Below are 13,478 nucleotides of genomic sequence, written 5' to 3' on the forward strand. Positions count from 1 at the left end.
ACGCAAAACGCGCCCGGCGTCAACCCGCCCGGGCGCGTTTTTAATCGTGGAATCAACCAAGCCTTCTGCACCTATCCGGCGCGTCACCCCTCTGCGGCGTTTGCCCTGCGCCGCAGGATGGTGCCCTCCGGCAGAGCGGCTGTGCACGGAATGCTGAACCGCATCATCGCATGCGGCGTAGCACAGATTGCTTCTCCGCTTTCATTTTGTATCCATTCCGGCGTAAAGGCAACAACCTTGCCGGATGGTGCAAGCGCTTCCAGCGCCTCTCCAAGCAGGAACTTTCCGCGTTGGGTGCAAAAAGCAGTTCCTTCGCGCCATTCATCTACAACGCCCACAACTTCCCATTCCCGAATGTAGCCGCCGTGCTTTGTATTTTGCGTCGCACCTTCTCGGCCGAAATAAAAACCGGTGGAATAATGCCGGTGCGATGTACGGGTCAATTCCTCCAGCACGTCTTCGGGGCACATGTAAGCGTCCGGCGCATCCAGATATGCGTTCACCGCACGGCGGTATGCGCTTGTGGTACTGGCCACGTAATAGAAGGTTTTGGCTCGCCCTTCGATTTTCAGGCTGTCCACGCCCGCCTGTAAAATCAAGTCGATAAACGGCGCGGTACATAAATCGTCCGCGTTGAGAATGTAACTTCCCTCTTCGGTTTCGCCAACCTCAAACGCCTGGCCCGGGCGGTGTTCCTCGGTAAGCTGCCATTTCCAGCGGCAGGGCTGCGTGCATTCTCCCCGGTTCGCATCGCGGCCGGTGAGATAATGCGAAAGCAGGCAGCGCCCGGACACCGACATGCACATGGCGCCGTGGACAAATGCTTCCAGTTCCAGTTCCGGAGGAGTGTTGTCCCGAATGACCGCGATATCATTCAGAGAAAGCTCCCGCGCAAGCACCACACGCTTCGCCCCCAAATCATACGCTGCAGACGCGGCCGCATAATTGGCAATGCCCGCCTGTGTGGAAACGTGAAGCTCCATTTCCGGCGCAATATGCTTCGCCATCGCCAGCACGCCCAGGTCCGCAACGATGAACGCGTCCACGCCGGTTTCCCGTGCGCGCCGCATAAAATCGGGCATGCGGGCGATCTCCTCGTTGGTAGGCACTGTATTCAATGTCAGATAAACCCGGCGCCCTCTAGCATGGGCAAAGCGCACGCCCTCCGCCAGCTGCTCCATCGTGAAATTTTTCGGCGCGCTGCGCATGCCGAATTCCGTAGCGCCCACATATACCGCATCTGCGCCGTACAGCACGGCAAATTTCAGCCGTTCCAGGTCGCCGGCCGGGCTCAAAATTTCGGGCCGTTTCATTCAATCACCTCAAAAATGCAGCCGCACACAGGAGGTGCGGCTGCTTCGCTTATTTTATTGCCTTTTCTTCAAAATCACGGACGGATCCCCTGGCTCTCCAGGTCGGCCGTGATTGCTTCATGCTCGGCATTTGTTTTGGCAAAATGGTAATTCCCCAGTGTGTCCGTCTGGAAATACAGGTAGTCGCAGTTTTCCTCCGGCCACAGCGCCGCTTCAATGGACAGCAGGCCCGGGTTCGACACCGGTCCCGCAGGCAGGCCTGTATGCGTGTAGGTATCGTACGCCTCGCGCAGCTCCGCCGGAATCGCATCCCAGCTGCCATAGCCATAGGGCCCGGCCATGGAGTCATAAATATAGTTGTTGTCGTCGGCCTTTTCTTTGTCCCACGCAACGTTGCTGCCCAGCGTCATGCCGCTGGCAAGGCGGTTGTGGAACACTGCGGAGACCATTTTGCTGTACTCGTTTCCTGCTTCTTCCTGCACGAGGCTGGCCAGCGTAACAACCTCTGTCAGCGTCATATCCAATTCATCCATGCGTGCATACATTTCAGCAGTGATCTTATTGTCGAATTCGCCGTATATCTTGGCAACCATGTTGTACACGGTGTCTCCCACAAAGAATTCATAGGTGTCCGGGAACAGATACCCCTCCGCTTTCATGAACTGGTTGGGCTTTTCCTCGCGCTTGGCCCAGAAGCCGAACTGGGAAAAATCTCCATTGTTGGCCACGTCCAGAAATTCCTGTGCGGAACACAAACCCGCCTGCTCCATAATTTGTGCGTATTGGATCACCGTTTTTCCCTCCGGGAATGTGACCCGAACCGTCTCTCTGTCATCTGTAGCGACCTGCAGTGCGGCGATGATCTCATCATAACTCATATCGGAGGACAGTTCAAACGTACCGTATTGCAGTGTATCCGCCGCACCGTCCTTGCCGCGTACATAAAAACGGAACACCTGCGCCGAGCGGATGATCCCCGCATCCTGCAGCTTCTGGCCGATGGCCAGCGGGCCGGACCCCTTTTCAATGGTGACGCTTTGTGTGACAGCCGCACCGCGTGAGCCGCTCACCTCGCCGGACAGCCAGAACCAGCCTGCTGCTGCCGCCAGTGCCGCCAGCATCAAAAACACCAGCATCACGATCAGGCATCCGTGTTTTTTGCGTTTTTTCCGTCTGCGTGCGGGCACTTCATCTTCATCCTCTTCTTCATACTCATAGCCGTCCGCATACTCCGGCTCATATGCGGCATCAGCAGCGGGCGGCTGCTGCACCGGCGCAGCCTGCGGCGCGGGCGCTTCCGGCGCCAACGAACGCAGCTTTTGAGCATACAGCCCGCGCAGAGCAGGCGGCAGCGCCGCCACACGTTTGTTCAGCTCTTCGATTTTTGCCGCATTGCGCTGCTTTTGCTCCTCCGTCATGTGCAGCACGCGCGCCGAAAGCTCGGCCAGTTGCCGCACATAAGCCTCTTGTGCGGCCTGCTGGGTTCCTTCTTTGTTTTCTTCCATATTCGTCACCTCTTTGCAATCAGTGCCAAAACGTCCTTATGGATGTCTTCCTTAGCGCGCATCCGCCCACCTTCCGTGCAAGCCACGCGCTTCCATCCGAGTGCCTTTGCACAGTATTGCCCGGCCTGGCGGCTGTGCTGCAGGTATTCCATATTTTTTTCGTGGATGTCCTTTTTTTCTTCGTCTCCATGATACCTCTGGGACATCAGCCGCTGGGAAACCTCCGGGTCCACATCCAGGTATACGACGATATCCGGTTCCGGTATGGCAATTTTGCGATATTCGAAATCAAACAACCAGGCGAGATAAGCGTCCCACTCCTCGCGCGGCAGCTTGGAACATTGATGCACCGCGTTGGAGGTCGTATAACGGTCCGCTATCACGGTTCCGCCGTCGTGGTAAAAGCACCCCCAAAGTGTCTTATAGCTTGCATACCGGTCCACAGAATAAAAGCTGGACGCCGCATAGGCGTTCACATCATTCACATCCTGCCCAAAAGCCCCGCCCAGATACATTTTCACCAGAGCGCTGGAATCACTCTCATAATTCGGAAAGGTGATCTTCATCGCCTGTTCTCCACGTCCGCACAATGCCTCGTAGAGCAGCCCCGTCTGCGTGGCTTTCCCACTACCGTCCAGCCCTTCCAGCACGATCAAACGTCCGCTCAAACCATTTCGTCTCCTTTGAGAAAAGCATATTTCTTCCGCATCTCTGCGGCACGTCCGCAGCTCATTGAACCCTCCGGGCATGCGCCGGATACACACGGCGGGCCGCTGCGCGCAAACAGTGCAGGGGCCACCTCATTCACCAGGCGCAGCATTTCGTCCGCCAGCTCCCGAATCTCCCACTGGGCGCGCTGGCAGCAGCGGTGCCGGAAGAAATTGTTCAGGCTTCGTGCGTTCATTGTAACGATCATCTTCGTGCTGCAGGCATTGGGCAGCACAAAGCGCGCGTCTTCAATGGCCATTTTTTCCGCCTTGCGCGCGGCCGTTTTTTCATCCGCTCCCTCCTGCATCAGGCGGCGGATGTGCCCGTCTTTCAGCAACTCCGCGATACGGCGGTAGTTTTCCGCCTCCTCCGCCATTGCCGCGTCAAAGGCCTCTCTGGCCTGTTCGTCCCGAGCCACTTCCGGCGGCGTAATATATTCAAACTGGTCCAGCCGTACATACCGCTGACTCTGTACGCTGTACGACGCGATACGGTGGCGCGTGATCTGTGCAAGCAGTGCGCGGCTCACGCCTTCGATTGCAAACGTAAAGGATGCGTGTTCTGTGGGGCTTTCATGCCCCAGGCTGGCGAGCTTTGAAAGAAATTCCCGGCTTTTCTCCGGCGTAAGGCCCTCCAACAGGTCGTCCAGGTGCGCATTGGAATAACACAGCTTTGCCGCAGCCGCGACAACGCGTTCCGGCTCCGGCGTGTGTGCAATCAGCATTACTTTCATGGCTTGTCCTCTCCCGCCGTCGATTTCTCCAACACCCGGATGGGAAGGCCGGAGGAATCGTACAGCACTTTTGCATGGTTTATTTTTATGCAGGTGCGCTCCTCGCAAACGCCCGTTTTCACGTTGATGCGGGAGCGGCATATTCGGTTGTTGCGGTAAACGCTTTCTCCTTCACAGGAAAAATATTCATCCTCCGCATGCACATGGTATTTGTACGGGAGCGCATGTTCCGCGCGAAGCTCGCCGCACAAATAAATCTCATCTGTATGAACCAAGATCTGGAACGTTTGTTCCGTAGGGTTATAAAAACGGTAATCGAGATAGTTGTACAGGATCGAGGTCCCCGTTCCGAATGGGATCGTCCGCCCGAAATCCGGAAAAAGATCATATCCGTCATGATGGTGGTGTTCCGTGATGACGAGCGGCGTATGCAGCACCATCCAATGAAGCAGATTCGTAAACTGACACATCCCGCCGCCCACGCCGCAGGCTGTTTCTCCTTTGCTGATTGTCAGGCCCGGTAAATATCCCCGGCGCGCAGTACACGGCCCCACCATCCGCCAGAACGAAAATGTTTCTCCCGGACGAATGAGCACTCCGTTTACTCTGGGTGCGGCAAGCGATAGATTAACAGCTTTATTTTCCTGCAGCTTCTGGTCCACCGTCCCAAGTGTGCGCCGTATCAGTGACTTATGGGCATACACTACGACAGGCAGCGGCTCACACCGCCGATGCCGGGAAAAACGCACACCGGAAAACATATCCTGCACACGCCGCACAAAACGGCACTTTTTCATGGAGAGCCAATAAGCCCACGGGCCCATCTCGCAAAAAAGCCTGCGCGTTTTTTCCATTCTTCAAAACCCTTTCAAAGACGGCTTCGGACCGCGCTGCGTTTCCTCTTGCGGAACGGGTGGCCGCAAGCGCCTGTTTTCAGCCGGAGGCCGGAACACAAAAGGAAATTCCGGCGCGCCGCCCGTCTTAAAGACGTTTTTACTCAGAAATATGTTTCAGCGGCGCATAATTCGCCATCGTCTTTTTTACGCCGGCCGTATCAAAACGAATTTCAACGATGGTATCTCCCGCCACGGGCGTTACCTTCAGCACCTCGCCGCGGCCGAAAACTTTATGCTCCACCAGGTCTCCCGGACGATAGGCTCCGCTGCCCTCCGTTCGCGGAACGGAGGCCGCGCTGCCCGCCTGAACCGTGGAAAAACCGCCTCCCACAGAAGCGCGCTGCCGGGCAGGGCGTGAAGCGCCGCCCGCTCCAGAGCCGTGGGAAGCGCCGCCGTAACGGGCCGAATATCCCGCCTGTACCGTGGAGCGCATGCTTGCCGCGCCATATTCCGTCTGCAAATATGCATTTTGCTGCTGCATATAACGCTGACGCATGGCCTTCGTCTGCGCGGCAGCCGGGCTTTGCTCTACCTCCACCAGAGAGGCGTCGATCTCCTCCAAAAAACGGGAAGGGCGGTTATGCTTCGTCTGGCCGAACAGCATGCGCGAGTTCGCACAGGAAAGATAAAGCTCTTTTTTCGCACGGGTAATACCCACATAGCAAAGCCTGCGCTCTTCCTCCAGATCTTCATTGGAATACCGGCTCATCTCGCTGGGGAATATTCCTTCTTCCAGACCGACGATGAACACATAATTAAACTCCAGCCCCTTGGCCGCATGCATGGTCATCAGAACGACAACATCTGCGCCTTCATCATAACTGTCGATATCACTGATGAGCGCCACTTCCTCCAGAAAGCCCGGCAGGCTGGCTTCCGGACCGCGCTGATCGGCATAGGTCTTTACACTGGAAACAAGCTGACCGATGTTTTCCATGCGCGTCTGGCCTTCTTCTCCCTCTGCCTCCAGCATACTGCGGTATCCCGTGATCTCCAACATCTCGCTAACGAACACATCCAGAGGCATCGTATCGTACGCTTCTTTCAGCCTGCGGTAAATGCGCCAAAAGCCGCCAAGCGCCGCGCTTGCCCGCGCCAGCGCCGGATAATCCGGCGCGTGCTCAATAACCTCCAGCATTGAGACGCCAAGCCCCGCCGCAATATCCGCCACGTTCTGCACCGTTGTCGCGCCGATCTTGCGCGCCGGTTCGTTGATGATGCGCCGCAGCCGCAGATCGTCCTGCTCGTTTGCGACGATGCTCATATAAGCAAGCATGTCCTTTATCTCTTTACGGTCGTAGAAACGCTGGCCGCCGACGATTTTATACGGAATACCCGCACGGGCAAAATAGGTTTCGATTGGCCCGGACTGTGCGTTCATACGGTACAGGATCGCATGATCCCGCAGCTTCGCGCCCTTTTTCACGTTCTGGCCGATCACCGCCGCCACATGGGCCGCCTCGTCGAACTCAGAATCCGCTTCATAGCACATCAGCTTCTCGCCGTTTCCGTTCTCCGTCCAAAGCGTTTTTCCTTTGCGCCCCATATTGTTCTTGATCACACAGTTCGCCGCGTTCAGGATATTGGAGGTAGAGCGGTAGTTCTGTTCCAGCCGAATGACCTTTGCGCCGGGGAAGTGCTGTTCAAAATTAAGAATGTTTTCAATCGTTGCACCGCGGAAACGGTAAATGCTCTGGTCATCGTCGCCAACGACACAAACGTTCCGGTGCTCGCCGCCCAGCAGATATACAAGCTGAAACTGTGCCACGCTGGTGTCTTGATACTCATCCACCAGGATATAGCGGAACCGGTTTTGATAATATTCCCGTACATCCTCAAAATCCCGCAGCAGCTTCACTGTGGCATAAATCAAATCGTCAAAATCGAATGCACCTGCCTGCAAAAGACGTTTTTGATAGGCGTCGTATACCTTGGCAACAAGCCCCGCACGCGTATCTGCGGGCGCGCTCATGGCGTCCTGCGGGCTGATCATCTTGTCTTTCAGACGGCCGATGGCGCCGATGGCCGATTTCAGCGGAAGAAACTTGTCGTCGATGTTCATCGACTTATATACTTCTTTCATGGCGCGCTGCTGATCGTCCGTATCATAAATGGTAAAGCTCTGGGGATACCCCAGCCTGCCGGCTTCCCGGCGCAGGATACGCACGCATGCCGAATGGAATGTAGATGCGTTGACATCCTGACCTGCTTCACCCAGCATGGCGGAAAGACGATTTTTCAGTTCCCCCGCCGCCTTGTTTGTAAAGGTGATGGCGAGAACATTATAGGGGCGCACCGTGTGCTCCCGCAGGAAGGGCCGAAGAGCCTCGGAAGGCTCGCCGCCGCTGTGCAGCAGGCGTTCCAGCTCCGCCACCTGTTCCGGCCCGGCGCCTTGCGGCGCATATGTGCTGCTGTGCGCGCTGCCGAAACGAATCAGATTCGCAATACGGTTGACAAGCACCGTCGTTTTGCCGCTGCCCGCCCCCGCCAGGATCAGCAGCGGCCCGTCTGTGGTAAATACCGCGTCCCGCTGCACCGGGTTCAGCTTTCCGAATTGCGCCTCAATATACTTTTTGCGCAGCGCAAGGAATTGTGTTTCAAATTGGGATTCCATTGTTTTCCGCCTTTGGTCGTATTCTGGCGCATTCTATTCATGCGCACTATCGTATTTAGTATAGCATACTTGCACCTGATTGAAAAGAAAAAGCCGCTCCCAAAGGAACGGCTTTTTCCGTAAAAGCGTCATTTCAACATATTGATGAGGATACCGGCGGCCACAGCGCTGCCGATTACGCCCGCAACATTCGGCCCCATGGCGTGCATAAGCAGGAAATTCTGGGGGTTTTCCTGCTGGCCGACCTTCTGAGAAACGCGTGCGGCCATCGGAACAGCGGAAACACCGGCAGAACCGATCAGCGGATTCACCTTGCCATGCGTCGCCCAGCACATGATTTTGCCGAACAGAACACCGCCCGCAGTGCCGAAGCAGAACGCGATCAGGCCCAGCGCCACGATGAACAGCGTGTTCTTGTTGAGGAAGGTCTCTGCATTTGTGGTACAGCCGACAGACACACCGAGGAAAATCGTAATGATGTTCATCAGCTCGTTGCCCGCCGTCTTGTTGATGCGGTCCACAACACCGGACTCTTTCATCAGATTGCCCAGCATCAGCATGCCGACAAGAGGCACGGCTGTGGGAAGGATCAAACAAATGATGATGGTGCAGATAATGGGGAACATGATCTTTTCCAGTTTGGAAACCGGACGAAGCTGTTCCATTACGATCATACGTTCTTTCTTTGTGGTAAGTGCGCGCATGATAGGCGGCTGGATGATGGGCACCAGCGCCATATAGCTGTACGCGGCCACAGCGATAGCGCCAAGCAGTTCAGGCGCCAGCTTGCTGGCAACGAAAATGGCTGTCGGGCCGTCCGCACCGCCGATGATGCCGATGGCGCCGGCCTGCGGGCCGGTAAAACCAAGCAGCTTCGCTCCGATGTAAGTAGTGAAAATGCCAAGCTGTGCGGCAGCGCCCAGCAACAGGCTCTTCGGGTTGGAGATCAAAGGGCCGAAATCCGTCATCGTACCGATACCAAGGAAGATCAGCGGCGGATAAATGCCCAGCTTGACGCCAAGATACAGCATATCAGCCAACCCGCCATGGTGCAGGATCTCGCTGAACATCGGATACAGCGAAGGGTCCGCGCCTTCCGGCGGGATGAAATACTGCATGTGGATAATCTCGCCAAACGGAAGGTTCGCCAGCAGCATGCCGAAAGCGATCGGCAAAAGCAAAAGCGGCTCGAACTGCTTGCCTATGGCAAGATAAATCAGCCCGCAGGCGACGATAATCATAATCAGATAGCCCGGATTCTCCATGATGCCGACAAAGCCGGATTCATTGGCAATACCGGTGACTGCGTTTAAAAAGCCCTGCATGTCTGTTCATCCCCTCCTGTCAAAACGGCTCGGTGTAAGCCACAACACCGGCCTGCCCCCAGGCGGAGCGCCCGGACACTCTTGTGCGCTTAACACTGCGCAGCGTATAATGTTCGCCGCCGTCCATGCAGGCGATAGCGGCGGCAATGGCCGCGACGACCTCGCCCGGGATGCCGGCTTCCACAACCGGAGCCTTCGGAGCAGCCGCTTTCACCGGAGCGGGAGCCGCTTCTTTCTTCGGAGCAGGCGCGCCTTTTTTCCTGCGGTCTACAGATGTAAAAATAATGCCCTCGAGCGTAATGAGCAGGTAGAGCAGCACCAGAACGCCGAATACGAGGATGAGGCCCGTTGCCACAACCACGCCGACGGACGGTTCGGGGTTCCCGGATGCAGTATTTGCCGCAACCGTAAGGAACTGTGAAATGCCCATGAAATAACCTCCCTGTTTTTTACGATATCTTTTTATATTATAGATGAAATCCGTCCCGGTTGCAACCGTTAAATGAAAAAGTTGTTAAAAAAATCTCAAATATTTTCAGTTTTTCCTTCGACGGCTTACACACAAAAATGCCCGTCTGACGATTGTTCTTCAGACGGGCATAGAGCAGCATACTTACCTTATCTTATATCTTAAAAGGAGCCTTCTTTTTGTTCAAATTGTTCGCACGCCTCGCACACCTTTTGCTGAGGCGCAGGCTTCGGCTCATACCAGCCCCGCTTTTGCATCTCGCTGAACACTTCAAACTGCATGTCATGTTCCTCGGAAAGAATCTCCATCAGCTTATCCTTGCGTTCCTTTGTGGCGCATTCACCGGCATAATGATTATAATTCCCCGTGATGAATTTTTGGGAATTGAGCGCATCCGTCATTTTCGCCTGATCATCAAAGCAATTCATTATTTGTCCCCTCCTCATTTCAGTTCGCTGAGAATCGCATCATAATGCTGCGTATGGCGCTGGGCCATATCCTCGCACATTTCTTTGAGCGCCGGGTCCTCACAGGTCTGTGCATAGCATTTGTATTTTTTAATGATATTTTCCTCGTGAGTGAGCAGTTCGGAAAAACCGGCCAGCTCTACGGCAGTGATTTCTTCCATGGGGTTTGCCTCCTTTTCTGTAATGGTATTAGTTTTTCTCCAAGGCTCGCAAATATACAAAAAGCCCTGCGGCAAAACGCCGCAGGGCAAAGGAAATTTTATGAAAACAGGAGCCGGGCAATCAATACATGCCGCCCATACCGCCGCCCGCCATGGCGGCGTTGGCCGCAGCCGAGGCCGCGGGATCTTCCGGCTCATCCGCGACAAGGCTCTCGGTGGTAAGGACCATGGACGCCACGCTGGCCGCGTTCTCCAACGCAGAACGGGTGACCTTGGTCGGGTCAACGATACCGGCCTTGATCATGTCGCCGTATACTTCTTTCTGGGCATCAAAGCCATAGTTGGCATCGCTGCCGGACATAATTTTGTCGATAATGACACTGCCCTCCAGGCCGGCATTGGCCGCGATCTGGCGCAGCGGAGCCTCCAGTGCTTTGCGCACGATGCGCGCACCCGTGCGCTCATCGCCTTCGAGAGCGTCGATCACAGCGTCAACAGCAGCAGTCGTGTGCAGCGGAGCCGTGCCGCCGCCCGCGACAATGCCCTCTTCCACGGCAGCCTTGGCCGCATTCAGGGCATCCTCAATGCGCAGCTTCTTCTCTTTCATCTCGACCTCAGTGGCAGCGCCGACTTTGATGACGGCAACACCGCCGGACAGCTTGGCAAGACGCTCCTGCAGCTTCTCCTTGTCGAAGTCGCTGGTCGTCTCCGCCATCTGCGCACGGATCTGCGCAACACGGTTGCTGACAGCTTCCTTGTCGCCCATACCGTCTACGATGGTGGTATATTCCTTCGTTACCTTCACCTGGCGGGCACGGCCCAGCATATCGACGGTGGCGTCTTTCAGCTCATAACCCAGCTCTTCGCTGACAACCGTGCCGCCCGTCAGAATGGCGATGTCCTGCAGCATTTCCTTGCGGCGGTCGCCAAAGCCGGGAGCTTTGACAGCGACAACCGTGAAGGTCCCGCGCAGGCGGTTCACGATCAGCGTGGACAGAGCCTCGCCCTCCACATCTTCGGCAATGATGACGAGTTTCTTGCCGGACTGTACGATCTGCTCCAGCAGGGGCAGAATATCCTGAATCACACTGATCTTCTTATCCGTGATGAGCAGATATGCATCATCCAGAACAGCCTCCATGCGCTCGGTGTCTGTGACCATATACGGAGTGATATAGCCGCGGTCGAACTGCATGCCCTTTACGACTTCGGAATAGGTCTCAGCCGTCTTGCTCTCTTCAATGGTGATCACGCCGTCAGCGCTTACCTTTTCCATCGCCTCAGCGATCAGGCTGCCGATGACTTCATCGCCCGCAGAAACCGTGGCAACACGCGCCACGTCGGCAGAGCCCTCCATTTTCTTGCTGTTCGCCTTCAAAGCCTCGACAGAAGCCTTCACGGCCTTCTGCATGCCGCGCTTCAGGTCCATGGGGTTTGCACCCGCGGCAACGTTCTTCATGCCCTCGGTAACAAGCGCCTGTGCCAAAACCGTTGCGGTGGTGGTACCGTCGCCGGCAGCATCGTTCGTTTTGGTGGCAACTTCGCGTACGAGCTGAGCGCCCATGTTCTCGAACTGGTCTTTCAGCTCGATCTCTTTGGCGATGGTAACGCCGTCATTGGTGATGACCGGAGCGCCGAACTTTTTGCCCAAAACTACGTTGCGTCCCTTGGGGCCAAGTGTGATCTTGACCGTATCGGCAAGCTTATCAATGCCGGCGCAGAGGGCTTTGCGCGCCTCTTCGCCCATGAGTAACTGTTTTGCCATAAATAACGACTCCTTTTATTTTAAAATAGAATGAAAACAACTTTGCTGAGAGCTTACTCTACAACGGCAAGAATGTCCGACTGGCGCACGATGGTGCACTCGTCGCCGTCCACCTTCACTTCGGTACCCGCGTATTTGGCGATCAATACCCTGTCGCCCACCTTGACGGTCATCTCAACTTGGTTGCCGTCCACAAGGCCGCCCGGGCCCACAGCGACAACTTCGCACACCTGGGGCTTTTCCTTGGCGGAGCCCGTAAGGATGATGCCGCTCTTGGTAGTTTCCTCTGCTTCTACATTTTTAATGACAATTCTGTCAGCGAGAGGTCTGATTTTCATAAAACTTTCCTCCTAAATTAAATTTTCCTTGTTTAGCACTCTATATCTTTGAGTGCTAAACATATTGTAACCACATTTACAGGAAAAATCAAGGGGGTAAAATAAAAATTTTTTGTGAACTCGCACGAAAACAAAACAATACCGGGCGGCCTGCGAAGGAGCCACCCGGTATTTGTCATATTTGTCTGCCTTCAAGTCATGTCACGCCGTTACGGCGGGAGCTCTGTCCTCAAACTGCGCATACAGCGGAGCCGGCAGCACAAACCGCGCTGCCAGAGGCAGCACTTGTGCGGAAAGGCTGTCCGCCGGAGTGCACTCCCCGTCGATATTTGTGATGACAGTCTTCCCATCCATCGGCTCGATCAACACCTTTTGCGCTCTGCGGTATTCCAGCACATCCGAAAGCTCCGGAACGACACGACCATTTTGATAGTGGAGCCCGTTTTTATATTTGGACAGTACTCCCGCAATGCGCATCCGGCTCATTTTCTTTACCATGATCACATCCAGCACTCCGTCCTGCAGGTCCGCCATGGGCGCAGCGCGGAACCCACCCCCGTATGCGACGCCGTTGCATACCGTGGCGATGAGGTAATCCCCCTCCAGCACATCGTCGTCCACCGTAATGCGCAGCCTGTGTCCCATGGGCTGCAAAAGACGTTCTACAATGGAAATATTATATGCCATCTGGCCGCCGCACAGCGGCAGGCGGCGATATTTGGGAATGCTGTATGCAACTTCAGAATCCAGCCCAACCGAACAGATTGCCGCAGAGACCCCGCCGTTTGCCGCGACCAAGTCAACAGGCACCGCCGTGCCTGCGATATTATCCGCAAGGGAAAGGAAATCCTCCGCCGCGCCGAAATTTCGCACAAAATCATTGCCGGAGCCGCACGGAACACTTGCCACCTCTGCGTTTTTATAGGGATACGCCCCCGTAAATACCTCGTTCAAAGTACCGTCCCCGCCGCAGGCGTAAAGGCGCACCGGTTCCCCGTCATCACCGTACTGCCGGGCGATTTCAGCCGCGTGGCCGGCGTGCTGTGTCAGCTCCACAGCATAATCCACACCCGCACCGGCCGCCGCGTCGATCAGCCGCGGCACAAGATAAAGGCTGGCGTCCGCTTTCCCGGATACCGGATTCACAATAAAAACATGCTTCATCAGGGTATTCCCCTTTCCTC

13 protein-coding genes are annotated in these 13,478 nt (G+C 55.6%); all 13 read right to left on the minus strand.

Going from position 1 to position 13,478, the window contains the following annotated elements; genetic code table 11:
- Positions 1-83: 83 nt before the first annotated feature.
- Positions 84-1,313, minus strand: coding sequence for a peptidase U32 family protein (locus TQ39_RS00960; RefSeq protein WP_050004230.1), 1,230 nt, complete (start codon positions 1,311-1,313; stop codon positions 84-86).
- Positions 1,314-1,387: 74 nt separating this feature from the next.
- Positions 1,388-2,818 (minus strand): endolytic transglycosylase MltG, encoded by a 1,431-nt coding sequence (gene mltG / locus TQ39_RS00965; protein ID WP_242853440.1) that lies wholly within the window; start codon positions 2,816-2,818, stop codon positions 1,388-1,390.
- 5 nt (positions 2,819-2,823) lie between these two features.
- Positions 2,824-3,486, minus strand: a complete 663-nt coding sequence (locus TQ39_RS00970; RefSeq protein ID WP_050004231.1) for a dTMP kinase — start codon at positions 3,484-3,486, stop codon at positions 2,824-2,826.
- Entirely contained in the window at positions 3,483-4,259 is a 777-nt protein-coding gene (gene thyX, locus TQ39_RS00975) for an FAD-dependent thymidylate synthase (RefSeq protein ID WP_009325779.1), read from the minus strand. The genes TQ39_RS00970 and thyX overlap by 4 nt, the downstream gene beginning before the upstream one ends.
- Positions 4,256-5,113 (minus strand): VanW family protein, encoded by an 858-nt coding sequence (locus tag TQ39_RS00980; protein ID WP_050004232.1) that lies wholly within the window; start codon positions 5,111-5,113, stop codon positions 4,256-4,258. The genes thyX and TQ39_RS00980 overlap by 4 nt, the downstream gene beginning before the upstream one ends.
- A 139-nt stretch (positions 5,114-5,252) precedes the next feature.
- Entirely contained in the window at positions 5,253-7,769 is a 2,517-nt protein-coding gene (locus tag TQ39_RS00985; protein WP_050004233.1) for an ATP-dependent helicase, read from the minus strand.
- Positions 7,770-7,897: 128 nt separating this feature from the next.
- Complete coding sequence (locus tag TQ39_RS00990; protein WP_050004234.1) at positions 7,898-9,094, minus strand: sodium ion-translocating decarboxylase subunit beta; 1,197 nt, start codon at positions 9,092-9,094, stop codon at positions 7,898-7,900.
- Between the two features lie 19 nt (positions 9,095-9,113).
- Entirely contained in the window at positions 9,114-9,524 is a 411-nt protein-coding gene (locus TQ39_RS00995; RefSeq protein WP_082052068.1) for an OadG family transporter subunit, read from the minus strand.
- Positions 9,525-9,724: 200 nt separating this feature from the next.
- Positions 9,725-9,991, minus strand: a complete 267-nt coding sequence (locus tag TQ39_RS01000) for a spore coat protein (protein ID WP_009325785.1) — start codon at positions 9,989-9,991, stop codon at positions 9,725-9,727.
- Between the two features lie 14 nt (positions 9,992-10,005).
- Positions 10,006-10,191 (minus strand): hypothetical protein, encoded by a 186-nt coding sequence (locus tag TQ39_RS01005; RefSeq protein ID WP_009325786.1) that lies wholly within the window; start codon positions 10,189-10,191, stop codon positions 10,006-10,008.
- A 121-nt stretch (positions 10,192-10,312) separates the two neighbouring features.
- Positions 10,313-11,956 carry a chaperonin GroEL gene (groL, locus tag TQ39_RS01010; RefSeq protein WP_009325787.1) on the minus strand — a complete coding sequence of 548 codons (1,644 nt, stop codon included), beginning with the start codon at positions 11,954-11,956 and terminating at the stop codon, positions 10,313-10,315.
- Positions 11,957-12,009: 53 nt separating this feature from the next.
- Positions 12,010-12,294: a co-chaperone GroES gene (locus TQ39_RS01015; protein ID WP_009325788.1), complete on the minus strand. Its 285-nt coding sequence runs from the start codon at positions 12,292-12,294 to the stop codon at positions 12,010-12,012.
- A 201-nt stretch (positions 12,295-12,495) separates the two neighbouring features.
- A complete protein-coding gene (locus tag TQ39_RS01020) occupies positions 12,496-13,458 on the minus strand; it encodes a diacylglycerol/lipid kinase family protein (RefSeq protein ID WP_009325789.1) in 963 nt (320 codons plus the stop codon).
- Positions 13,459-13,478: the final 20 nt, after the last annotated feature.

The sequence above is a fragment of the Ruthenibacterium lactatiformans genome (assembly GCF_000949455.1).
GTDB lineage: Bacteria > Bacillota > Clostridia > Oscillospirales > Ruminococcaceae > Ruthenibacterium > Ruthenibacterium lactatiformans.

Excerpts from the sequence above, each read along its gene's own strand:
- thyX (WP_009325779.1), bottom strand. The coding sequence starts at position 4,259 with ATGAAAGTAATGCTGATTGCACACACGCCGGAGCCGGAACGCGTTGTC.
- TQ39_RS01000 (WP_009325785.1), bottom strand. The coding sequence starts at position 9,991 with ATGAATTGCTTTGATGATCAGGCGAAAATGACGGATGCGCTCAATTCC.
- mltG (WP_242853440.1), bottom strand. The coding sequence starts at position 2,818 with ATGGAAGAAAACAAAGAAGGAACCCAGCAGGCCGCACAAGAGGCTTAT.
- TQ39_RS00985 (WP_050004233.1), bottom strand. The coding sequence starts at position 7,769 with ATGGAATCCCAATTTGAAACACAATTCCTTGCGCTGCGCAAAAAGTAT.
- TQ39_RS00990 (WP_050004234.1), bottom strand. The coding sequence starts at position 9,094 with ATGCAGGGCTTTTTAAACGCAGTCACCGGTATTGCCAATGAATCCGGC.
- TQ39_RS01020 (WP_009325789.1), bottom strand. The coding sequence starts at position 13,458 with ATGAAGCATGTTTTTATTGTGAATCCGGTATCCGGGAAAGCGGACGCC.
- TQ39_RS00995 (WP_082052068.1), bottom strand. The coding sequence starts at position 9,524 with ATGGGCATTTCACAGTTCCTTACGGTTGCGGCAAATACTGCATCCGGG.
- TQ39_RS01015 (WP_009325788.1), bottom strand. The coding sequence starts at position 12,294 with ATGAAAATCAGACCTCTCGCTGACAGAATTGTCATTAAAAATGTAGAA.
- TQ39_RS00980 (WP_050004232.1), bottom strand. The coding sequence starts at position 5,113 with ATGGAAAAAACGCGCAGGCTTTTTTGCGAGATGGGCCCGTGGGCTTAT.
- groL (WP_009325787.1), bottom strand. The coding sequence starts at position 11,956 with ATGGCAAAACAGTTACTCATGGGCGAAGAGGCGCGCAAAGCCCTCTGC.
- TQ39_RS00960 (WP_050004230.1), bottom strand. The coding sequence starts at position 1,313 with ATGAAACGGCCCGAAATTTTGAGCCCGGCCGGCGACCTGGAACGGCTG.
- TQ39_RS01005 (WP_009325786.1), bottom strand. The coding sequence starts at position 10,191 with ATGGAAGAAATCACTGCCGTAGAGCTGGCCGGTTTTTCCGAACTGCTC.